Source organism: Sphingobacterium sp. LZ7M1 (assembly GCF_024296865.1).
Taxonomy (GTDB): Bacteria; Bacteroidota; Bacteroidia; order Sphingobacteriales; family Sphingobacteriaceae; genus Sphingobacterium.
The window spans coordinates 2107678-2129166 of sequence record NZ_CP101134.1; the positions used below are offsets into that span (position 1 = coordinate 2107678).

At 39.4% G+C, this 21489-nt stretch carries 24 protein-coding genes; 9 read left to right on the forward strand and 15 right to left on the reverse strand.

The genetic code is table 11. The features are described 5' to 3' along the window. The first annotated feature begins 506 nt into the window (after positions 1-506). Positions 507-881, forward strand: coding sequence for a YkvA family protein (locus tag NMK93_RS08945; RefSeq protein WP_185211957.1), 375 nt, complete (start codon positions 507-509; stop codon positions 879-881). A 131-nt stretch (positions 882-1012) separates the two neighbouring features. Next, positions 1013-2143 (forward strand): serine hydrolase, encoded by a 1131-nt coding sequence (locus tag NMK93_RS08950; protein ID WP_254530059.1) that lies wholly within the window; start codon positions 1013-1015, stop codon positions 2141-2143. Here the strand turns inward: NMK93_RS08950 and NMK93_RS08955 are convergent. The 15 genes from NMK93_RS08955 to NMK93_RS09025 all read right to left on the reverse strand — a co-directional run bounded on the left by NMK93_RS08955 (position 2140) and on the right by NMK93_RS09025 (position 10438). Then, complete coding sequence (locus tag NMK93_RS08955) at positions 2140-2679, reverse strand: hypothetical protein (protein WP_254530061.1); 540 nt, start codon at positions 2677-2679, stop codon at positions 2140-2142. The genes NMK93_RS08950 and NMK93_RS08955 overlap by 4 nt on opposite strands. 123 nt (positions 2680-2802) lie before the next feature. Further along, on the reverse strand, positions 2803-3111 hold the full coding sequence (locus NMK93_RS08960) for a nuclear transport factor 2 family protein (RefSeq protein ID WP_254530063.1): 309 nt from the start codon (positions 3109-3111) through the stop codon (positions 2803-2805). Between the two features lie 5 nt (positions 3112-3116). Next, positions 3117-3638: an SRPBCC family protein gene (locus NMK93_RS08965; protein ID WP_185211961.1), complete on the reverse strand. Its 522-nt coding sequence runs from the start codon at positions 3636-3638 to the stop codon at positions 3117-3119. 25 nt (positions 3639-3663) lie between these two features. Beyond that, positions 3664-4194, reverse strand: coding sequence for a DUF1697 domain-containing protein (locus NMK93_RS08970; protein ID WP_254530065.1), 531 nt, complete (start codon positions 4192-4194; stop codon positions 3664-3666). Between the two features lie 14 nt (positions 4195-4208). Then, complete coding sequence (locus tag NMK93_RS08975) at positions 4209-5033, reverse strand: VOC family protein (RefSeq protein ID WP_254530067.1); 825 nt, start codon at positions 5031-5033, stop codon at positions 4209-4211. A gap of 91 nt (positions 5034-5124) precedes the next feature. Further along, positions 5125-5700: a dihydrofolate reductase family protein gene (locus NMK93_RS08980; protein WP_254530069.1), complete on the reverse strand. Its 576-nt coding sequence runs from the start codon at positions 5698-5700 to the stop codon at positions 5125-5127. 30 nt (positions 5701-5730) lie between these two features. Next, a complete protein-coding gene (locus NMK93_RS08985) occupies positions 5731-6108 on the reverse strand; it encodes a VOC family protein (RefSeq protein WP_254530071.1) in 378 nt (125 codons plus the stop codon). 95 nt (positions 6109-6203) lie between these two features. Next, complete coding sequence (locus tag NMK93_RS08990) at positions 6204-6650, reverse strand: VOC family protein (protein ID WP_185211966.1); 447 nt, start codon at positions 6648-6650, stop codon at positions 6204-6206. A 57-nt stretch (positions 6651-6707) separates the two neighbouring features. Further along, positions 6708-7190 (reverse strand): SRPBCC domain-containing protein, encoded by a 483-nt coding sequence (locus NMK93_RS08995; protein ID WP_185211967.1) that lies wholly within the window; start codon positions 7188-7190, stop codon positions 6708-6710. Between the two features lie 115 nt (positions 7191-7305). Continuing rightward, a complete protein-coding gene (locus NMK93_RS09000; RefSeq protein WP_254530073.1) occupies positions 7306-7722 on the reverse strand; it encodes a DUF6157 family protein in 417 nt (138 codons plus the stop codon). A 74-nt stretch (positions 7723-7796) separates the two neighbouring features. After that, positions 7797-8231: a DUF1801 domain-containing protein gene (locus NMK93_RS09005; protein ID WP_254530075.1), complete on the reverse strand. Its 435-nt coding sequence runs from the start codon at positions 8229-8231 to the stop codon at positions 7797-7799. 2 nt (positions 8232-8233) lie between these two features. Continuing rightward, complete coding sequence (locus NMK93_RS09010) at positions 8234-8686, reverse strand: hypothetical protein (protein WP_254530077.1); 453 nt, start codon at positions 8684-8686, stop codon at positions 8234-8236. Between the two features lies 1 nt (position 8687). Further along, positions 8688-9083, reverse strand: coding sequence for a VOC family protein (locus NMK93_RS09015; RefSeq protein WP_254530079.1), 396 nt, complete (start codon positions 9081-9083; stop codon positions 8688-8690). A 12-nt stretch (positions 9084-9095) separates the two neighbouring features. Next, entirely contained in the window at positions 9096-9512 is a 417-nt protein-coding gene (locus tag NMK93_RS09020) for an SRPBCC family protein (protein ID WP_254530081.1), read from the reverse strand. Positions 9513-9586: 74 nt separating this feature from the next. After that, positions 9587-10438, reverse strand: coding sequence for an alpha/beta fold hydrolase (locus tag NMK93_RS09025; RefSeq protein ID WP_254530083.1), 852 nt, complete (start codon positions 10436-10438; stop codon positions 9587-9589). A gap of 241 nt (positions 10439-10679) precedes the next feature. On the opposite strand from NMK93_RS09025, the gene NMK93_RS09030 reads away from it, so the two are divergent. From NMK93_RS09030 to NMK93_RS09060, 7 genes are all read left to right on the forward strand, one after another. Next, entirely contained in the window at positions 10680-11132 is a 453-nt protein-coding gene (locus NMK93_RS09030) for an SRPBCC domain-containing protein (RefSeq protein ID WP_185217913.1), read from the forward strand. An 11-nt stretch (positions 11133-11143) separates the two neighbouring features. After that, positions 11144-12079, forward strand: coding sequence for a DUF1801 domain-containing protein (locus tag NMK93_RS09035; protein WP_254530085.1), 936 nt, complete (start codon positions 11144-11146; stop codon positions 12077-12079). Between the two features lie 101 nt (positions 12080-12180). After that, complete coding sequence (locus NMK93_RS09040; protein ID WP_254530087.1) at positions 12181-13296, forward strand: aldo/keto reductase; 1116 nt, start codon at positions 12181-12183, stop codon at positions 13294-13296. A gap of 8 nt (positions 13297-13304) precedes the next feature. Next, a complete protein-coding gene (locus NMK93_RS09045; protein WP_254530089.1) occupies positions 13305-14171 on the forward strand; it encodes an NAD(P)-dependent oxidoreductase in 867 nt (288 codons plus the stop codon). 16 nt (positions 14172-14187) lie between these two features. Next, complete coding sequence (locus NMK93_RS09050) at positions 14188-14928, forward strand: dienelactone hydrolase family protein (protein WP_254530091.1); 741 nt, start codon at positions 14188-14190, stop codon at positions 14926-14928. Between the two features lie 1362 nt (positions 14929-16290). Continuing rightward, the gene (locus NMK93_RS09055) at positions 16291-19524 is read left to right on the forward strand and encodes a TonB-dependent receptor (RefSeq protein WP_237219527.1); all 3234 of its coding nucleotides are present in this window, start codon (positions 16291-16293) and stop codon (positions 19522-19524) included. A gap of 12 nt (positions 19525-19536) precedes the next feature. Further along, positions 19537-21411, forward strand: coding sequence for a RagB/SusD family nutrient uptake outer membrane protein (locus tag NMK93_RS09060; protein ID WP_185217916.1), 1875 nt, complete (start codon positions 19537-19539; stop codon positions 21409-21411). Positions 21412-21489: the final 78 nt, after the last annotated feature.

Genomic DNA, 21489 nt, shown 5'->3' on the forward strand with positions numbered 1-21489 from the left:
ACTTTTTACAGTCGGCCTCTTTCTTTAAAAAGTTATCTTCTTTTTTTCTTTTTATAACTCACGTCATAATTGAAAATAAAATAACCTTTTTTGTATAATTATAAACGCCCTAGTATCTGCAATATTGTGTATCTATTAACTTTTTTTTAATATTTTTTTAATAATGCCCTCTATTGGGCAATAAACAAGCATTTTTTAGAAAAAAAATATTAAAAAAATCTTTCATAAAATAGAAAAGGTTGACATTTTTCGATTGTCAACCTTTTCACTTAAAAAGTTATCTTAACTTTTTCTTCTTGAAACTAATGTCTCAATGATTTTAAAATAACCTCTTTTGTATAATGATAACGTTATTGTTTCCAGGATATTGTGTTAATGTTAATTATTTGTTTTCAATACTTTAACTGTGTAGCTAAGCGTCCTTAAAAATTAGAAAGAAAATAATGAATTGCTCATTAAACCGTTTTACATTTGTGAGGTCTTATTAAAAACTGATGAAAAACAGAATGAAAAAAAACTATTTTAACAGGGCATTGTTACTGTTTAATACTTTTAAGAATAGAAAATTAACAAACGAAGATATAGAGATCGCTGAAGGAAAAGCTCAGCATTTAGAAGGCAAAACCAATGAGTTCAAACTATTGATATCAATGATAAAGGATACTTTCTCCGGTCGATACAAGATGAACAAATGGAATATGTCCATTATTGTGGGGACTATCGTCTATGTTATTTCCCCAATAGATGCTATTCCAGATATTATCCCTGTGTTGGGATGGTTGGATGACGCTTCCATCGTTGGCTTTGCAATTTCAAAGTTAGCAGATGAGGTAGATCGCTATAGAAAGTTCCAGAAAACTGGAATAAGCACAGTAAATTAGGTCAAGTAAAGTATAAGTTAGGGATAGGTGTTAATGAAAATTAACGCCTATTTTTTATCTAGTTAAATAATTATTGTTTCAGGTCTTTGCAATTAATAATAATTATATTGGCTGAAATTAATACCTAAATTATGAAGCAGACCATCATTGCCATTATTTTATTATTCAATTTGCAGTTTACTTTCGCACAAGAGGATGTGAAGTCAAAGATAGATGACCTTATGAAGGAGTATTATCCCAAGGATAATGATCCAGGGATCGTACTGGAAGTTTATGATAATAACAATAAATCCATTTATGCAAAAGGGCAGGGCATTGCTGATTTAAAAACTGGAAGGAAGATTGATGTCCAAACAAACTTCAGAATGGCATCGGTCAGCAAACAGGTTACGGCTGCTGCTATTTATCAATTGATTAAGGAGAACAAAATAGATGTTAATACTGCAAAGTTGAGCGATTACTTCCCAAACCTTAAAGGAGAAATCAGGAATGCGACAGTACCTCAACTCTTGAACCATAGTTCTGGAATTGTTGACTATGAAGAGATCATTCCTAAAGGTCTGAAGGAACAATTACTTGATTCGGATGTGCTGAAATTAATTGAGCCTTTAGATCGAGTATATTTCAGTCCTGGAACTAAGTTTCGTTATAGCAACACGGCCTATTGCCTTATGGCATTGATTGTGGAGAAAGTATCGGGACAAGGCTTTAGCGAATTTGTTTGGGATCATTTCTTTAAGCCATTGAATATGCACAATTCCTTAGTCTATAATCCTGAAGACGAAATTAAGGATAGAGCCTATGGATATCATTTGAAGGATAATGAGTTTGTTTTTGCAGATCAAAGCCTTACCAGTGCTACGAAGGGAGATGGTGGGGTTTATACTTCCGCGAGTGAATATAAACTTTGGAACCAAGCTTTCATTAAATCTATGGAAGAGGGATCAAGCTTTAACGATTTTTTTGATAAAAACATCATCGCTATAAATAAGGACTGTTCCTATAGTATGGGCAAGTTTGTAGCCGCCGATCAATTTGGGAATAAGGTGTTTTTCCATACCGGAGAAAGCACAGGTTTCAACAATTTGGTGATGAGCATTCCTTTGAGAGACATCAATATCAGTCTGTTTACCAATAGAGATGATAAGAAAATCAATCCTTTTATAGAAGAGCTATTAAATATCTTGGATATTAAACTGATGCAACAGGAGAAAAAGCCAGTATTCAAATGGTTAAGTGATACCTATGCTAACGAGCATTAATCATACTCCTTTACATTAGCAATCTTGATCTGATTGTTTTCTAGCACAAGTTTAATGTCACGGTGATAGTCCGTTTGCAATTTGCAATCTGAAATAATCAGCTTTAAGTTCAATTCTGAAGCGTTTTCATCCAAGAGATCGCAGCTTGAAACCTTGATTTCTCCCCAGTCTTGTCCAGAGATCAAAAACCCTTGTCCTAGACTAGCTGTATCTATTTCAAATTTATTGCCCCATTTTTGGTTGAGTTCAAATTTGGTGATACTGCTGTCTATATCCAATCCGGTATTCATGGCATCGACCTTAAAGTTGTAATAATCCTCGGTGGTCAACAATTTCATTTTATCGAAGCCACTATCTTTTACAAAATAGCTTTCAATACTATCTTTTAGCCATTTACAGCCAGCTTCTTTACCGATGGGGTTCTTATCGAATTCAAGATTGGCAAGCGTATCTAAGGGATCTTGTTTTGATTGTTGGGTATTATTGCTACAAGCCATGGCCCCCAACATTAAGGCAAAGAAAAAATATCTTTTCATACCGTTAATAATTAGTACAATAAAAATAGTTAATATTCTTGAATAAAAACTGAAGTCTATTTAAATGGAAGTTGCCATACTGCTGATTCTCTTGATCTTATCAGAGCCAGCAGATGAAAACTCTTAGAAGTCATGAAAGGCTATTTTCTCGGTATTAAAGCAAAGAATTCCGCTTGCTGCCGCATGTTTTCCATGGCTGATGATCTGTTTAAGTTCCAAGGAATTAGCCTTGGAACTTTTTATTTTTTCTAGATATTCGACTACAGCATCATAGCCTGATATGGTTTTATCCCCAATCATTTCCCATTCGATATCTTTATGGAACTGTTCCGAGAGTGCCTTAACATCACCTTTTGCAAAGGCAATATTGAGGTCCCTGATGATTCTTCGCTTGGGTGCATTGTCACAGTCCTGGGGCGCAATTACCTTCATCTTACCTATTTTTCTAGAATCTCCTTTAAATGGCGTAATCCTGCATCAAAATCCTTGTTCATATCAAAGAACAAGCCCATGAGGTTGAAAGGATATGGCATTTTGCCATCAATTTCCCAAACAACTTTTGAGCTTTCCGGATTGATCGCATCGACTTGCATAAAAGATTTATTGGCGTCTCCTGTTCCGTTAAAGAATAAGTCCATTTCAATTCTTCCAGCAGCAGAATCCACTTTGGTCAGCACTTGTTTCCCATCACCAACTTTCTTGCTTTTCCAAGTGTAAACAAAGCCTGGAGTACCATCGGTGCCTTCATAATGACGCTCAATATTTGGATCCTGTCGGGACCAATTGTCGTAATTTCCTTGATTCCTCATCAGTTTCACATACTCAAAGACCTCTGATTTCGGTTTGTTGATGCTGATTTCACTACCAGCATGGAAATCCTTAGGGACAAAAGCCGCTATGATCAGAATTAATGCAACTATACCTAGTACAGTCAATAAAAAATACTTTAAAAATTTCATCTGTGGTTAATTGTTTTGTTTGATATTATTTAGTTATCAACGTTAGCATTTTGTTAATGGTATTCAAGTTCCTGCCAGTTGCATTCACTTTCAGTTTCTTCTCAATGAAATTATTGTTCAACTTGCTTTTTGCCATCCCCGAAGGCAAATAAAAGTAGAATAGTTTTCCTTTATGCAAATATTCCTCTTGTCCAAGATCAATAGCTTTAAAACCTTCTAAAGCAGCATTTTCAGGCTGGTTGTCCAAATAGGTAATGAATACATGATTCGGAGCTAAATCAGAAGGGAAGGGGCAAGCCTCCAGTGAGGACATTAATTCTTCTTCTGTGAGAACAAAGACCGAGATATCTAACCCAAACTCTTGAAGGATCAACGAATTAATTTGTGTTGCAACCTTTTCGGAATCTTCATCCGACTGCAGGACGATGTTGCCACTTTGAATATAGGTCTGCACATCCCGAAAGCCAGCTTTAGCGAGCTTTTCTTTTAATTCTGCCATCTTGATCAGGTTCTTGCCTGAAACATTTACTGCCCTTAAGAAGATGATATATTGCATAATTAGTGTTCTCGTTAAGCATTTACTAACGAAGATATCTCAATTTTTTTCATTTTCATGAGTGCATCAGCAGCATTTTTATTCTGAAGCAATTTACTGATGTCCTTTGGAACCACTTGCCAACTTACCCCAAACTGATCTTTGCACCAGCCACACATGCTTTCTTGGCCGCTTTCGGTAATTTTATTCCAGTAATAGTCGATTTCCGTTTGATCTTTACATACAATGGTCATTGATGTAGCTTCATTGAAGCTGAATGGTTGTGGAACTCCAGAGTCCATGGCAGCCAAGGTCACTCCATTTGCCTTAAATTGCGTATGTTGGACCTGTCCTTTTATAGGACCTTCTGGATATTCCAAAACGCCTTGTAACTCAAAATCTGGGAATAATTCTTCGTAGAACTTCAATGCCGCTTTACATTTTCCCTGTTGCTCAGCACAGAACATCAAGGTAGGGACAATTGCTTGGTGGTTGACATTTTCCAGTTGTCCATAATACAGCTGCCAATTGTAACCATATTTATCAGCAATCCATCCATAGTATTCAGAAAAAGGATATTGCTGTAATGGCATCAATATTTGACCGCCATCCAACAATTTGTTCCATACCTGGTCAATCTCTTCTTTACTTTCAAAGACCGGCATAAAGGAAATTGCAGGGGTAGGTTTGAAAATAGTACCGCCATTGATCCCAATAAAGTTCAAACCCATGATATTGACTTCAACCACGACGCCATTGTCTTTAATGATTGAGCTGTTTGGAAATACATCCGTATAAAAATCAAATGCTTCTTTAGCTTGGTTATCAAACCAAAGTGAAGGTATTATCTTGTTTGCCATTATTTTATAGTTTATAATATCGTTTAATTGAGTGAGGAGTATAATTTCTTCGATAAAGGACATGGCTATGCTATTTTATTGGATTCTGCACTTAATACAAAACTTGATATATCGAGTTTACAACAGATGATGGAAAGGAATTGTTCGACACTAATTTTAACTTCACAAGCTCTTCCTGTTCGGATAAAAAATGGTAACCTTTTCCGATGGCTACCGGACAGACCATGAGATGTAGTTCGTCTACTAACTTGGTCTCAAACAAGGATTTCGTTAAACTGAGGCTTCCCCAGACTACTATATTCTTTCCTGGTTTTGCTTTCAATTCATGAATGAAATCTGCAAAGTTTTCATTCACCAAGATGGCTGAATCCCAATCGCCCCAAGAAACAGATTCCAATGTATTGGAGAAAATATATTTTTCTGTGGCGTTCAGACCAGGTCCCACCGGTTCCTGGGAAGGATCAACATTAGGCCAAAAGTCCAGAAACATTTCATAAGTCTTTCTACCTAACAGGATGCTATCAATGGTTTTGATGAATTCCACCATATACGTATCTACCTCTTTTCCGATATGCATGCGCGTTCCGTCAAAGAAGCTGGTGGTTTTATCACGGTCGGCCGCAAAACCGTCCACCGAAACATATTCTTGTACGATTAATTTTCTCATAATGTGTGATTTTTATTAGAAGCCGAGCTACTAATCTTTGTTTTCAGTGGATAAGTGAAGGATGTTTCCTGCAGGATCCCTGATCCAATCCACATTTTCTAATCCTTCTTCATCAGGATTGACCAGCTCAATATCATTAGCTTTAAAATAAGCAATAGCTTTCTGAAGCTGGTCTGTGCTGAGTTCAAATAGTACTTTCGGTTCTTTTCTATTAGGAACTGCATCTAACCAAAGGTAGATAGGACCAAAGGATACCTTTGCTGACCTGCTGACGGAAGGGTCATTTACTTTAATTTCCTCGGTATCCATCAAGAGTATATCCCGATAGAAATGTAATGTCTTTTCGAATGAATCTTCTGGAATCTTTAATGCGATATTGTTGCTAGCATTGAGTTTGAATTTTCCCATACGATACCTTGCAATAAAATGAATTCCTTAGCAATCAGTACCACATTTCAGAAAATGTGGTACTGATTGATTAATTGTTAGTGATCAGAGATCTTTTAACCCATTTTCTTGTTTCCTTCAAAATGGATCATCCAATTGATGCCAAATTGATCTTGGAAAGAAGAATACAGTTCAGCAAAGAAAGTTTCTTCCAATGGCATTTCAATATTTCTTGCTCCTGCAGAAAGCGAATTGAAAAGTTCCTTGGCTTCTTCAGGAGTCTGTACATCCAACATGATATAAATAGAGTTTCCATTGGTCAGTTTATGTCCGAAACCTTCCACTACATCCGAACCCATCAACATGGTATCAGGATTGATTTGCAGGGAGGTATGCATGACCTTTCCTTTGGCATCTTCAGGTAGCGGTGGAAAATTTGGATCTGCTGGCATATCACCGAATAAATATGTCCCTTGGACCTCTGTTTTGAAAACCTTCTGATAAAAATCAAAAGCTTGTTTACAATCACCGTTAAAGTTTAAATAAGCATGAACCTTTGCCATAATGTTTTAATTTTTCTGGTTTATATTTAATTAATGTGTCTAATTTTTTGTCTATGATTACTTTTTGAGTAGGGCCTCCAAGTTGTTCAATCCCATTTCATAGCCTTCGAGAAAGCCCATATCCAAATAGGATTTAAGGGTCTCTGCCGAGTCGTACTTGCAAGAGGAGGTCACTGTGCAGACTCCATCACTGGAAGAAAAGTCATTCCTCCAGGTTGAACTTGGAAAATCCTTGTTTGGGTTTCCATTTTCATCACAGAAACCATCTTCTCCCGTATAATAATTCTGAGGGTCAATTTCTTTATAGTCTAGGTAGGACCAATGGATCTCTCCGTTTGGACCGGTCATGTTGTATAACCAGCGTCCTCCAACAGAAAAATCCTGTTCTTTGGTATTGCATTTCCAAGGTTTGGGAGCCCACCATTCATCTAATATTTTAGCATCGGTAAATGCATTCCATACTTGTTCTTGAGAAGCTTCAAATGTTCGTGTGATGATGACTTCATTCTCCTTGATCTGATGTTGAAATTTCTTTTCCATGGCTTATATGTTTTGTTTTTCTTCAAATAGTAAATCTAAGGTACGGAGCGACTCAAGGAATCCACTTGCCATAGGACAAGTAATGAAACTTCAGTTCAAAAAATGGAATGGTCAGCTATTTTTTAGAAGAACGCATGGCTGGGAGCTTCTTGATCGACTCATCCCATAACATGGTTTGATATTCATCGCTAGAACTGTCTATCAACCGTATTTTACCTTCTGAATCGTAATAAATGCCCCATCCATAGGTTTTTGCAAGAGGTGAGGTCCTTAAACAGGCTTGCCCTTTGGAATAGAATTTTTCTCGTTCTTCTCCCAATTCCTCCTCAAGTAAATCTTTCCTTTGCGCATGGATGTCAAAGATCAGATCATCTGAATTAACCTTTGCAGGTTCTTTCATCAGTCTATCATATTGCAAATTGGCAACAGTCAATTTGTCGATCTTTAGAGGTGGTATTTCACCTTTTAAAGTTTTACAGTCCTCAGCCACAGTGATCAACGTGTTGTAATAATTCGTGCTATGTACTTTCATGATACATTTTTTGGATTACAGAATAAAATTAGGGCCTTGGAGTGACAACAGTTTGTCAACTGCAAACATTAAGTTTATTTTTCTGGATGGATCCTTTCGTATTTATCTGAAATAAATGCAATCGATTCTTTCATCATGTTCTTGAGAACACCGATGTTTATATCCTCCAGTTTTTTGATATAGATACAGGCTTTACCCATCTTGAATTTTCCGAAACCTTCCAAGAGATGCTTATGTTCCTCACATCCGGTAAATACATATAGGGATATGGCAGCTTTCCTAGGAGAAAAACCCAATAAAGGGGCGTCGCCCTGATGCCCCGTAGGATATACGTAATGATATTGACCAAAACCGATAATACTTGGTCCGAACATTATTGCTGGTTCTCCAGTAGCTTCTTCCATCAGCTCAATCAGTGCCAAGGAGTCTTTTTTCTTTTGTTCATTGTCTATTTCATCGATATATGCATAGACATCATCTGCAGTAAATTGCGTTTTTACTTTAGCCATAACTATTGTTCACAGATTTCCTTTAATTTCTTTAATGCATCAGGCCACATTTCATCAAACATGTGTAGATCATCTTCATCAGAAATTTCCAAAGAGCAGAGGACATTTGTCTTCCCGCCTTCTTCCTTAAACCTATAGATCTCCAGCGCATTTCGCCAATTGTCAATTCCTGGACCTTCATATTTTTCGCCGTTCTGGTCAAACATGCCCAGATGTCGGATGATCACGATCTCTCCAGGGATATTCTTGTCTATTACCGAGACCATTCCAGCCTCATTGCCATTTTGATCCAAGGATAGAAACTTTACTTTCGAATTTTCTTCCCAATTGCCTTTTACATCTGATGTAGGGCTGAAGGGTTTTGTCCATTCCCGATAACTATCCCGGGTTAGCATTTTGGAATGAACAGTTTTTGCATCAGCATTGATTTGCTCGCTAAAATATATTGTTTTCATTTTATTGGAATTTACCGAACCCAAAAACTGCACCAGCTGGATCCTGAATGATTACATAATTATAGGTGCCATCGGCTTTCTTGTTTTCATGCACAAGCTTTCCGCCACGGGCAATAGCCTTTTCCAGTGTAGCTGCCACATCATCCACGCAGACATACATGATCCACTGTGGTGGGATGCTCGCATTGATTCCCCGTTGGTTGCAAATGCCTCCAGCTGGATTCTTCTCGTCATAGAGCATCGCGTAATCGTTGTAAGATTCCTCGCCATCTTTCATGGCCACTGGATATTCCTGCCAACCTATGACATCTTTATAGAATTCCTTCAAGGAATCAGCTTGATTGGTCGTCAGATCTGCCCATACGATCTGACCTGCATTATATTTCTTTTCTGTCATGTTCTTCGTTTTTTATTTGCTTTCCACGTGTTTCTTGAAATTATCCAAGATCGCTTGCCAGCCATCCCTTTGCATATCCTCAGGATTTGAAGCTTCCATGTCAAAGTCAATGCTGACCGCTGTCTTTCCATTCTCGTCTTTAAACTTGATGTCCGTTTCTCGGTTGTCCCCCAATACATAAGATATGCTGTTCATGGCGGTAACTTCCGTATAGGTGCCTTCAAAATCAAATTCAAAACTGCCATCCTTGGCTGCCATTTTGTTTTTGAACTTACCACCAACGCGTAAGTCATTTTCAGAAGAGGGGCAATGCCAATCCTCCGATGCATGGTTCCATTGTTTAATATCTTCTGGATTATTGTAAGCATCCCAAACTGTTTGAATAGGAGCATTGATTAAGGTCTCAATGTGAATTCTTTTCTTTTCCATTATAGTTTTTTCTTGTGATAGTCGAATTTAAAGGATTAATATTTACATCAACTTGCCCTATGGCAAGAAATTATTTATTGCTCCCCAATCTTCACTAGGTTATTGATCGAATTGATGATCAGGTTCCAATCCTCCTCATGCAATTCATGGCCAGTACCCTCAAGCACAACCAAATTTTGGCCTTTTATTTTTTGCATCAGAGATATGGCGTTTTGAAAATGACAGATAATATCCTCTGTACCATGGATTACCAAGACCGGAACATTGATTTTATCCAACTGATTATGGTATTCCATACCACCGGCAATACTGGCATGATTGAACTGGCTCCTGAAATTATTTGCCCTGCGATAGGATTCCCGTAAATAATTCTCTGCTCGCAAAACGTTCAAAGGTTTTTTGCCACTCATCAAATGGGATCCTTCCAGCAAATAATGGATGACCTTGTCTTCATTTTCCCAGTCAATTTCAGCTGCTTTTGCATGGAAATCTAAAATCCTAGGGTCCATTTCCGGGACGGGAATGTCCGAATCTCCCCATGGCATCGTACTGAATAGGCATAAAGATTTTACCCGTTCAGGATGCTTGATTGCTACAATCTGCGCAATCATTCCGCCCAAAGATATACCGACTAAATGCGCTGCCGGAATTTCATAGGCATCTATAATAGCGACCAAATCCTCAGCAAAATCTACAATGTCATAGCTTGCTTCACCTTCAGGCACAGAAGTGGATTGACCGGTATCCCTAAAATCATATCGAATCACAAACACCCCCTTGTCCGCCAGCTTTTGGCAAAACTCGCTGTCCCAAAACAACATGGAAACTGTTGCGCCTGCAATCAGTACCACGGCAGGATTTCTTTTATTTCCAAAGGATTGAGTAAATAAACTGATGTTTTGATGCTGTACAATCTTATCCATCATATGTTATGTAAACTGGTTTTTTGTATAAATTAGTCCGTCGTTAATGATAAAACAATGTAATCATCTTTTCTGTTTTATTCTGTCCATTAGGATGGATTTATAAATAATATCTTTTTCAAGATAAATTAAACATTAAATTAGATTCATAATTGAGGGCGTTAACAAAACTAGAGCTACTTTAATAATCCATTTTCAGCCTAGCATAACACTCAATTAGGTTTACACTATCAAATAAAACAACATGAACGAAAATCTAAGTGCGAGAGCATCGATACAGATCTTGAAACCTATCGAAGAGGTTTTTGAGGCTATAGTAGATCCTGAAAAAATGAGCAATTATTTTATTGAAAGATCGAGTGGAAGATTAGAGGAAGGAGTGACGGTAGAATGGAAGTTTCCTGAGTTTGAAGATATCTTTCCGGTAACCGGAAAATTTATCCGGGCATACGATTACATATCATTTGATTGGAGTGGAGGCGAAGAAGGGATGATGGTAGAGATCTTTTTGGAACCTTTCCATGATAATTTTACGGTAGTCCGAATCAAGGAAAGCTATATGCCGGTCAATGAAGAAGGTATAAAGCAAGCCATTGGACAAACTGAAGGTTGGGCTAATTTTCTTTCATCCCTGAAAGCTAGCCTTGAATATGGGATTAACCTGAGAAAAGGGGCTTTTGATTTTATGAAACCTTAAGCTGATTACCTATGTCAACATTTACCAATATCGATGAATACATTGCAGGCTTTGATGGGGAAGCCCAAAAAACATTGAAAGATGTTCGCGCAATCATCAAAAAAGCGGCTCCAAAAGAAGCCAAGGAAACTATCAATTACAGGATGCCAACTTTTAGGTATAATGGAAACTTGATCCATTTTGCCATGTTCAAAAATCACCTTGGACTGTATCCCGGAACAGAAGTTATCGAACATTTTGCAGATGCCCTTAAGCCATATAAAACCTCAAAAGGAGCCATTCAAATTCCATTGGACCAAGCGCTGCCTGAAAAATTAATTACAGATATCGTGCAATTCAATGCCGAGCGATTAAAAGAAAAGGAATATCCTAGTTGGGAAACCAAAAATGAACGCTGGAACGATTGTCAGGAACTGATGAACCAAATCGTCTTAAAGAATAAAACGCCACTCAAGCGAGAAATTAAATGGGGGTCCGATGTCTATACTTTCGAAGGTAAGAACGTCATTGGATGGGGTGGATTCAAGGATTTCTTTTCTTTGTGGTTCTACAATGGAGTTTTCATTGAGGATAAAGAAAAAGTTTTGGTTACAGCTTCGGAAGGAAAAACCAAATCTTTAAGGCAATGGAGGTTTACCGATATCAAGGATATGGATGAAAAGAAAATCCTAGCTTATATCGAAGAATCCGTTCAGACCATCAAGGATGGAAAGGAAATCAAACCAGACCGTTCTGCCCCAAAACAAGTGGATGGCCTGTTGAAAGAAGAGCTTGCGAAAGACAGGATATTCAATGAAGCATTTGAAAAGCTTACTCCCGGAAAGAAAAAAGAATATATCGAATACATTGACGAAGCCAAACAAGAGAAAACCAAACTCAGTCGGGTGGAAAAAATAAAACCTTTGATCCTCGAAGGAAAAGGTTTACACGATAAATACAAGAAATAAGTCTATCTTAATGATAGGCTTTTTTTGTTTTAATACAACAAATACAAATTTTATCTGTTCAGTTAATAGAGGGTTTTCATAAATCTTTAAATAATCAATGAATGAATAGAAGAGATTTTATCAACCAAGGTTTAGTTTTAGGTGGCAGCCTTTCCTTAGGCTGGAAATCCTATGCCGGAAATAGACCGATAAGCAAAGAAAATTTAATGGAAAAAAACAATCAATCAGGAAGGTTTCGTCCCAAAACTCTTAGTGGTTTTGGAGGAGTAGCGTTAGGAAATGGATTTAACCATAACACAGACCTGGCTTGTCATGAAGCCATGGATGCGGCTTGGAATGCTGGAGTCAGGTATTTTGACACTTCGCCATGGTATGGCCTAGGCATCAGTGAAAGAAGGATGGGCCTGTATCTGAAAGAAAAAAACAAGGAGGAATACAGCATATCCAGCAAGATTGGAAGGATATTGGTGCCACACGATAATTACAAACAAGAAGGTTTGATGTGGAAGGGGCAAATGAATGCCTCCTATAAATATGATTATTCGGCTGAAGGGGCAAGGAAATCGGTTGAAGATAGTTTACAGCGATTAGGCATTGGGTCGATGGACATAGTATTTGTCCATGATCTGTCTCCAGACAATGGCGATATGGGGAAAGATTGGCTCTCATATTTTGAAACGGCAAAGAATGGAGCATTTAAGGAACTGACCAAAATGCGTGAGGAGGGAATCATCAAGGCTTGGGGATTAGGGGTCAATACGATTGAACCTATCTTAAAGACGATAGAGGTAGCAGATCCGGATATTTTCCTCTCTGCCTGCCAATATTCCCTGATCCATTATGAGGACGACCTGACCCAGGTCTTTCCTAAAATTGCCGAAAAAGGTTTATCCATTGTGGTAGGCGCTCCACTATGCGCGGGTTTCCTAGCCGGCAAGCCTCGGTACCTCTATGGATCCAAGATCCCTGAATTTGCAGCCGAAAAGCTAAAACAGCTTCAACAGGTTGCCGATAACCATCAGGTTGATCTCAGGACAGCAGCTCTGCAATTTTCAGCAGCACCGGAGGTTGTGTCTTCTGTTATTCCTGGAGCTAGTTCAGCAGAACAGGCCAAGCAAAATGCAGCTTCCTTTGAAGTGAAAATACCAAGTGGATTCTGGGATGAGCTGAAACATGAAAAGATTATTTCTGAACAAGCTCCAGTACCAAATGCTTAAATTGCAGCATGGATATAAAAGATAAAATCGGCTTCATCGGTTTGGGAAATATGGGGAAGCCAATGGCAAAGAATCTAGAAAAAGCTGGATTGGACCTCTATGTATACAACAGGACTGCAGAGAAAATGCAAGATTTTGCTGAAAAAAGCACTCCTTGCAATGATATCGGAAGCCTCGTAAAGAACTGCGATATCATTTTTACTATGCTGACCAATGATGATGCCGTACATGCCGTCTACGAGACGATATTGACCATGGACATCAAAGGGAAGTTGTTTGTGGATATGAGTACCATTTCCCAAGATGCTTCCAAGACCATCTCTGAAATCACGAAATCGAAAGGTGCCAGTTTCATCGATGCGCCAGTTGCTGGTAGTACCCAGCCAGCCAAAGAGGGAACCTTGATTTTTATGGTCGGTGCCGAGGAAGGGGACAAACAGCGCGTTATGCCTTATCTGGAATTGATGGGCAAGGAGGTGAAATATATGGGTAAAAATGGAAAGGGTGTTTCGGCAAAACTCTGTATCAATTATTACCTGTCCATATTATATCAAGGAATGGCTGAAACTGTTCTGTTTGCAGAAAAACTGGGAATATCCAGAGAAGATATGATGAGCATTATCAATGAAAGTGCCAGCGGTAGTGGAGCCTCTAAAGTTAAGACCGCTTCCATCATCAAGAATGAATTCCCCGCAGCCTTTTCGGTTGACCTTATGCTGAAAGATGTAAAATTGGCGGTAGATGCCGGTGCTGATTACCCATTGACCCAGGATATCCTAAAGACCTATCAGGGAGCCAAGGATGCTGGGTTTGCTACGATGGATGTCATGAGCATTATCCCATTCATCAAAGAGCATGGAAATTTAGAATCGTAAATCAAAACTATAAATTATGAAAAATCAATCTTTTATAATTTTATTAAGTCTGCTGTTGAGCAATGCGGTATTTGGCCAAGAGCTTAAAGAAGTGGACTATAAAGAAGGTAATCAGGCCTTAAAAGGGATGGTCAGCAGTAATGCGGGCCAAAAACTTCCAGGAGTTCTCATTCTCCCGGCATGGAAGGGAATCGATCAGGAGGCAAAAGATGCCGCTATAGCACTTGAAAAAGAGGGTTATATCGCTTTTATTGCTGATATCTATGGAGTCGGCAATACACCAGCGGATAATGCCGCATCTTCAAAATTGTCCTCGCAGTATAAGAATGATTACCAAGCTTATCAAAAAAGGATCCAAGCAGGCATAGACGAACTAAAGAAAGCTGGGGCAACCAAGGTCGCTGTTATAGGTTATTGTTTTGGTGGTACCGGAGCATTAGAAACAGCTAGGGGAGGTTTACCAGTAGAAGCAGTGGTCTGCATCCATGGTGGACTAGCAAAAGCTGCCGACCGACCAAATGGAGAAATCAAAGCCAAAGTATTAGTCGAGCACCCTGCAGATGATGCTGGCGTAAAACCGGAACATTATGAGGGCTTGGTCAAGGAATTAAATGATGGGAAAGCAGATTGGCAGATCATTACCTATGCCAATTCCAAACATACTTTTACAAATCCAGAATCTCCTGATTATAATCCAACGATGGCTAAACGCGCATGGAATCATACGCTCATGTTTTTGAAAGAGGCCTTGAAATAAAGGATTCTATTTATTAAAATTATTTATTGTTCTAGGCCCCAAGGAATTGGGGCTTTATTTCGATGGGGTGGAATCTTTGTAGAAAGTGAATGTTTGAAATGGCCAACCCACAGCGCGGGTGTAATATTTTTCAATAGATCTTTCTAAATGGAATTAAATCAAAAAAAATGGTTTCCTCATCTTACGATTTCGGAATGACCCCAAATTCCCAAAAAAAATAAAAAATAGATTCTTCGTTTCACTCTGAATCCCCCTTTAGCGCATTTTGATCCTGAACGATTAGTGAAGAACCTGTACGGTTCTCCTCCCTCAGGTCCCGTCATGTTGCAGCAAAGGTGCAGAACTGTTCGCCAACCCAAACTATCTAAGTTTGACGCACTGTACGCCAATCCAAATTCTTTTATATTAGGTTTGCATAGCTCCGAGATACTTCGGATGAACCTCAGTATGAAAAAAAATAATCAAATGATATTGTCTGGGGAGGGGAGTATGTAGTCAAGTATTGACCTTGTTTTGGTCTTGTTTTCAAAATTCGCAATATGCATCAATCTATATCCACATTCCATTCGAAGCCTTCTTAACTTGATGGAAAGTCAAGTCCGAAAGAATGCTGAAAAAATCATGATTAATCACCATATTTTTTCAAGGTAAATTTCGGCTGTTTCTCGAATATGTCTCGAATGAGTGTCGAATAAAACCTGTATAAATCACTGGGTATTCTGATCAAAAACAAGAGCGTTTTTGAGTTAGTTTCTACAGGTTAATATAGGAGGGATCTGTTAATATCGAGGTACTCTTTTATATTTTTTCTTATAGATCCATAGATGGAAAAGGGAAGTGATAAATAAAGCAAAAAACAAGGTCCATTCGCTGGTCATAATTTGGGTTTTTATGGAGTATACGGCAGTCCAAAGAAAACTACTGAAAAAGATTAATAATGTTAGGATGGTTTTCATGTTAATAATTAATTCTTGAAAATATTTCTTTCAAGATAATGTTAATATTATTGAAGGTCAACATTTTAGTTATAAATATATATTAATTTTTTGTTTACTTATAAATATTTCGTATAGAAATAAATTGAGCTGTTGTTATAAATTTTTGAAAATTTAGCCTGTTAATTAGATGATCTTTAGTTTTTGTTACAATATGTTGTGAAATTAGTATAGATACTCCGATGTTTTTTAATTTATTGAAAAGCAATAGGTTGATAAATTTTTGTTGAACATTTAATTTCTTTAAAAAGAAAATTTACCGGATATAATTAGCGTTTTATTTAGCGAATGGTTTGCACATCTTATCCTTTTGTCTATCTTAGGATAACTAAACATAAATCTATAATAACTTAAACGCCTTAATTCTATGGTTAAACGCCGCCATCTTTTCAATGGAAAGGGTGGGTTAAAAATGCTTCGGGTTGGAGGAATCACAATGCTTTGCAGTATTGCCTCTGTGTCCGCATTTTCCCATTCCGCAGTGCATGCAACTCATTTTGCAACGCATTGGCAAAATCAAGTAACTGTAAGAGGAACAGTGAAAGATATCTCGACAGGCCAACCCTTGGCCGGAGTAACTGTAAGTGTTAAAGGAACTAACCAAGCCACAACAACCGATGAAAATGGAAATTATTCTTTGGAAGGTGTGCCTGGGTCAGCAACCTTGGTATTTACTTCAGTGGGACTAGAGAAAAAAGAAGTCTCGGTCTCCAATCAATCCAGCATCAACGTAGATCTAACCCCGACATCGGATAATATCGATGAGGTGGTAGTCGTTGGTTATGGTACACAAAAGAAAGAAACCGTAACAGGAGCGGTATCAGCTGTTAAGGGGGAAGAGCTGAAAAAATCTCCTGCAATCAACCTATCCAATGCGATGGCCGGACGTGTTCCGGGTGTGGTAGCAACGAATGGAAGTGGTGAACCGGGTTATGATGGTTCCAACATCCGTATCCGTGGTACGAACACCTTGGGAGATTCAGGTCCACTGATCGTAATCGATGGTATCCCTGCACGTGCTGGAGGTATCGATCGTTTGAACCCTGCTGATATCGAGAACATCTCGGTGCTGAAGGATGCATCGGCAGCCATTTATGGTGCCCGTGCAGCAAACGGGGTAATCTTGGTAACGACAAAACGCGGTAAGACAGGCAAGCCATTGCTTTCCTATACCTTCAACCAAGGTTTTTCGCAACCTACCGTAGTCCCAAAATTGGCTGATGCAAGCGAATATGCTGAAATGAGAAATGAACTGGAAATCTACAAACTTCCGGTGGCCGAGTGGGGCGCTGCATTGGATGCCTTTAATTCAGCAGGTTCCTATAAGCGACCGAATGGCAACACGATAACGGCTCCATTTGATCCAGAGGACAAAAAACTATTCGCTGATGGATCTGATCCTTGGGGTCACCCGAATACCGATTGGTACGGAGAAGCATTAAAGAACTGGTCACCACAAGCCAAGCACAATGTGCAATTGGAAGGTGGTACCGAAGACCTTCGTTACTTAATGTCGATGGGGTACCTGAACCAGGATGGATATTACAAGAATTCAGCAACGGGGTATAAACAATATGATATCCGTGTGAACTTAGATGCCAATATCAACAAATACATCAAAACACAGTTTGGTATATTGGGCAGACAGGAAAACAGGAACTTTCCAACAAAAGGTGCAGGAACCATTTTCCGTATGTTGATGCGTGGTAACCCGACCATGCCAGCTTACTGGCCAAATGGAATGCCGGGACCTGATATCGAATACGGGGAAAACCCAGTGGTAATTTCTACGGATGCAACAGGTTACGACCGCGATAAGCGCTATTATTTCCAAACCAACGGACAGATCGAGATCAAGATCCCTGGTGTGGAAGGATTGAAAGTGACCGGTACAGCAGCCGTGGATAAATATGTAAGAGGTACCAAAAGATGGGAGATTCCATGGTTCCTATATACCTGGCAGGGTGACTACGAAGCCGATGGAACCACACCAAAATTGGTAGCTGGTAAAAGAGGTCCTGCAGAGCCTAGATTAAACCAAAGTAGTGAAGATCAAATGAACGTATTATTGGGTGCTGTGGCATCTTATGATAAAACCATTGGTGACCATATCTTTAATATCTTGGCTGGGGTAAACCGCGAAACTATCCGAAACGACAATTTCTCGGCCTTTAGAAGATACTTTATCTCCAATAATATCGACTATCTATTCGCTGGTGGTGATACTGAAAAGGATAACAATGGTAGTGCATGGGAAAGAGCTCGTTTGAACTATTTCGGTAGGTTCAACTACAATTATAAGAACAAATACATCGCTGAGTTATTGTGGCGTGTGGACGGTTCTTACATGTTCCCTACAGATACCCGTTATGGATTCTTCCCAGGAGCGATGTTAGGTTGGATGGTTTCTGAAGAGAATTTCTGGAAAGAGAATGTTCCTTTTGTAAATTATTTTAAAATCCGTGCATCCTATGGACAGATGGGTAACGATAATATCTATTTTGAAGGAGCATTACAAGAATACCAATACTTCAACACCTATGGTTTCAACTCTTACATTATCAATAATGAGATCGTAAAATCCCTAAGAGAAAGTCGTGTTCCGAATATGTTCATCACATGGGAGGTTGCCAATAACTACAACTTAGGCTTTGATCTCCAATTCTTGGGCGGTAAATTCAATGCGGAATTTGATCTCTTCAAAAACAGTCGTGAAAGTATCCTTTGGAGAAGAAATGCATCTATTCCACAAAGTACAGGGATGTCATTACCGGTAGAGAACATCGGTAAGGTAGATAACTCCGGTTTTGACTTGAATATCGGCTACCGTGAGACGTTCGGTGAACTAGGATTCAGTGCATCGGTGAACGGAGGTTATGCGAAGAACAAGATCATTTTCTGGGATGAAGCACCAGGAGCACCAGAATGGCAAAAGAGTACAGGAAGAGCGATCAACGCGGGCATGTACTATATCTATGATGGTGTTTTCAAAGATCAAGCAGAGATTGATGCGAACAAAATCGATTACAGTGATATCACCGGGAACCTACGTCCTGGGGATATGAAATATCAGGATTATGATGGAGATGGAAAGATCACACCGGATGACCGTGTACGTCGTGACAAGAACAATGTGCCAACCTTCCAGGGCGGTTTGAACCTAGGGTTTACCTATAAGAACTTTGATCTATCAGTCTTGTTCCAAGGAGCCATGGGGGCAGAAACGCGTATCGGTACGGATGAATCCGGAGCCATTGGTAACTACCTGATTGATTTCTATGAAAACCGCTGGTCTATTGATAACCCAAGCAGTGAACATCCACGTATTACAGACCGTAGTGATCAATACTTCTCCTACAACAATACCTATTGGATGCGTAACACCGATTACCTACGTTTGAAAAACGTTGAATTGGGGTATAATGCACCTACCGACTGGACGAAGAAATTCGGAGTAAGCAGCCTGAGGGTATTTGTAAGTGGACAGAACTTGTTGACTTGGAGTGGAATGAAAGTTTATGATCCGGAATCGACCAATGCTATTGGGCATTATTACCCACAAGCTAGATTGATCAATTCAGGCGTAATGGTTTCTTTTTAAAAATAGACAGACATGAAATTTAAATTCAAATTACAATATATATCCTTGGCCTTTGTGGGGTTAATGGCTTCCTGTAATGATGATTTCGTCAGCACACGACCATTAAACGAAGCGCCTGAGGAACTAGTGTGGACGGATGCCGCATTAGCACAAGCCTTTATCTATGAGATCTACAATGGATTTGGGGTTGGAGGATTCGAAGAGCAGCAGATGGCTTCGATGACGGATGAGGCATTGTTTACCCATCCAGGACGTGGAATCAATACCGTAACCGAGAGCAGATCCAATGCTGCCGACCAAGGTTATATCATGGGTACCTACAGCTATGGGAACATGTACAGCCGCATCCGTGCGACGAATGTTGCCATCCAAAAATTAAGGGCCCCTGAAATCGATAAAGCAAAAGCGGATCAGCTTTTAGGTGAAGCTTATTTTTTAAGAGCCTATTTCTATCAGCAGTTATTGCGTTTTTATGGTGCTGTTCCATTGGTGACGAAGGTTTACCAATTAGGGGAAGCAGACTACATGAAAGAAAGAAATACCTATGAGGAATGTGTGAACCTGATCGTGAGCGATTGTGATTCGGCGACAACATTATTGACAGGCGTAGCGAAAGTTAACGGTCGTGCCAATGAGGTTGCTGCGCTTGCATTAAAAGCTAGGGTATTGACCTATGCAGCATCAGACCTGCATGATATCCCAACAGCCAAAGGTAAATCTGCTGTTATCAGTGGATATGGAAAGCCAGAATTCTTGGGTTATTTGTCAGGTGACAGAAAAGCAAGATGGCAAAAAGCTAAGGATGCAGCGAAGAAAGTTGTTGACCGTGCTGAGTACGGTTATCAAATGAGCTTGACTGCTCCAGCAACAGCCGAAGAGGGCAAGGCAAATTACCTGGATATAGCGATGGGTGGTGGAAGTAAAGTGGCGAATGCGGATGGTAAGAAAGACCTGATCTTAGGTCGTTTCTTTGTTGACTTGAAAGATGAGCGTGGTGGCTGGGTAGGTCGTGATAACGGTCCTAACGGATACCATAACTGGTCCGGAAACTCACCAATTCAATTATTGGTTGATGATTATGAGTTTAGGTCAGGTGTGAAGTTTGACTGGAACAATCCAGCCCATAAAGCAGCACCTTATACGGATCGTGACCCTAGGTTCTACGTGACCATCAGTGCTGATGGTGCAGGTTGGAAACCAAGAACGGAAGACGTTCGGAATAGAGATCCATTCAATCAGATCCAGACAGGCCGTTATGAAATCGGAAACGGTTCAGGAACGAAAACAGTGGTATTCGGATTGGATACCAGAAACAGTCCGATTGAGGATTGGAATGGTTCGTACACCGGTTATTACTACAGGAAATTTGTGGATCCAAACCCGGCAATCGTAGATCAAAATACACGTCAGCAGATTCCTTGGCCATTATTGCGCTACACCGAAGCCGTATTGAACTATGTGGAAGCATGTATCGAACTGGGCGAGGATGCAGAAGCGAAAACTTGGTTAAACAAGATCCGTTTCCGTGCAGGTATGCCAGCGATTACCGAAGCGGGGGCAGCCTTGAAAGAGCGCTACCGTAACGAGCGACGTATTGAGCTTGCATATGAAGAGCACCGTTTCTTTGATGCACGCCGTTGGATGATCGCTTCGACCACCTTAGGTCGTAAAGTAACGATCATGGATGTTTTCGGGCAATTGAAACCGGGAAAAACCGTAAGTCTGTACAAACATGATCCAGCAAATTACACGTATATCTATACGGTAAATACATTGAATCCAGGTATTGAAAACAGAAGCTGGAATGATAAGATGTACTTTAGTTCATTCCACCGAGATGAAATCAACAGGAACACTAAATTATTGCAGAATCCTGGTTACGAATAGGATTAGGTAAGTTTATAGATTGGCCCAACCGGAAGGTTGGGCTTTTTTGTGTAATAATATTAAGGTTATGATAAGTTT

Coding starts and splice junctions, on each gene's coding strand:
- NMK93_RS09055 (WP_237219527.1), top strand. CDS start 16,291: ATGGTTAAACGCCGCCATCTTTTCAATGGAAAGGGTGGGTTAAAAATG.
- NMK93_RS09010 (WP_254530077.1), bottom strand. CDS start 8,686: ATGAAAACAATATATTTTAGCGAGCAAATCAATGCTGATGCAAAAACT.
- NMK93_RS09030 (WP_185217913.1), top strand. CDS start 10,680: ATGAACGAAAATCTAAGTGCGAGAGCATCGATACAGATCTTGAAACCT.
- NMK93_RS09005 (WP_254530075.1), bottom strand. CDS start 8,231: ATGGCTAAAGTAAAAACGCAATTTACTGCAGATGATGTCTATGCATAT.
- NMK93_RS08945 (WP_185211957.1), top strand. CDS start 507: ATGAAAAAAAACTATTTTAACAGGGCATTGTTACTGTTTAATACTTTT.
- NMK93_RS09000 (WP_254530073.1), bottom strand. CDS start 7,722: ATGAAAGTACATAGCACGAATTATTACAACACGTTGATCACTGTGGCT.
- NMK93_RS09045 (WP_254530089.1), top strand. CDS start 13,305: ATGGATATAAAAGATAAAATCGGCTTCATCGGTTTGGGAAATATGGGG.
- NMK93_RS08985 (WP_254530071.1), bottom strand. CDS start 6,108: ATGGGAAAATTCAAACTCAATGCTAGCAACAATATCGCATTAAAGATT.
- NMK93_RS08960 (WP_254530063.1), bottom strand. CDS start 3,111: ATGAAGGTAATTGCGCCCCAGGACTGTGACAATGCACCCAAGCGAAGA.
- NMK93_RS09015 (WP_254530079.1), bottom strand. CDS start 9,083: ATGACAGAAAAGAAATATAATGCAGGTCAGATCGTATGGGCAGATCTG.
- NMK93_RS09025 (WP_254530083.1), bottom strand. CDS start 10,438: ATGATGGATAAGATTGTACAGCATCAAAACATCAGTTTATTTACTCAA.
- NMK93_RS09050 (WP_254530091.1), top strand. CDS start 14,188: ATGAAAAATCAATCTTTTATAATTTTATTAAGTCTGCTGTTGAGCAAT.
- NMK93_RS08950 (WP_254530059.1), top strand. CDS start 1,013: ATGAAGCAGACCATCATTGCCATTATTTTATTATTCAATTTGCAGTTT.
- NMK93_RS08955 (WP_254530061.1), bottom strand. CDS start 2,679: ATGAAAAGATATTTTTTCTTTGCCTTAATGTTGGGGGCCATGGCTTGT.
- NMK93_RS08975 (WP_254530067.1), bottom strand. CDS start 5,033: ATGGCAAACAAGATAATACCTTCACTTTGGTTTGATAACCAAGCTAAA.
- NMK93_RS09040 (WP_254530087.1), top strand. CDS start 12,181: ATGAATAGAAGAGATTTTATCAACCAAGGTTTAGTTTTAGGTGGCAGC.
- NMK93_RS09020 (WP_254530081.1), bottom strand. CDS start 9,512: ATGGAAAAGAAAAGAATTCACATTGAGACCTTAATCAATGCTCCTATT.
- NMK93_RS08990 (WP_185211966.1), bottom strand. CDS start 6,650: ATGGCAAAGGTTCATGCTTATTTAAACTTTAACGGTGATTGTAAACAA.
- NMK93_RS08970 (WP_254530065.1), bottom strand. CDS start 4,194: ATGCAATATATCATCTTCTTAAGGGCAGTAAATGTTTCAGGCAAGAAC.
- NMK93_RS09060 (WP_185217916.1), top strand. CDS start 19,537: ATGAAATTTAAATTCAAATTACAATATATATCCTTGGCCTTTGTGGGG.
- NMK93_RS08980 (WP_254530069.1), bottom strand. CDS start 5,700: ATGAGAAAATTAATCGTACAAGAATATGTTTCGGTGGACGGTTTTGCG.
- NMK93_RS08995 (WP_185211967.1), bottom strand. CDS start 7,190: ATGGAAAAGAAATTTCAACATCAGATCAAGGAGAATGAAGTCATCATC.
- NMK93_RS08965 (WP_185211961.1), bottom strand. CDS start 3,638: ATGAAATTTTTAAAGTATTTTTTATTGACTGTACTAGGTATAGTTGCA.
- NMK93_RS09035 (WP_254530085.1), top strand. CDS start 11,144: ATGTCAACATTTACCAATATCGATGAATACATTGCAGGCTTTGATGGG.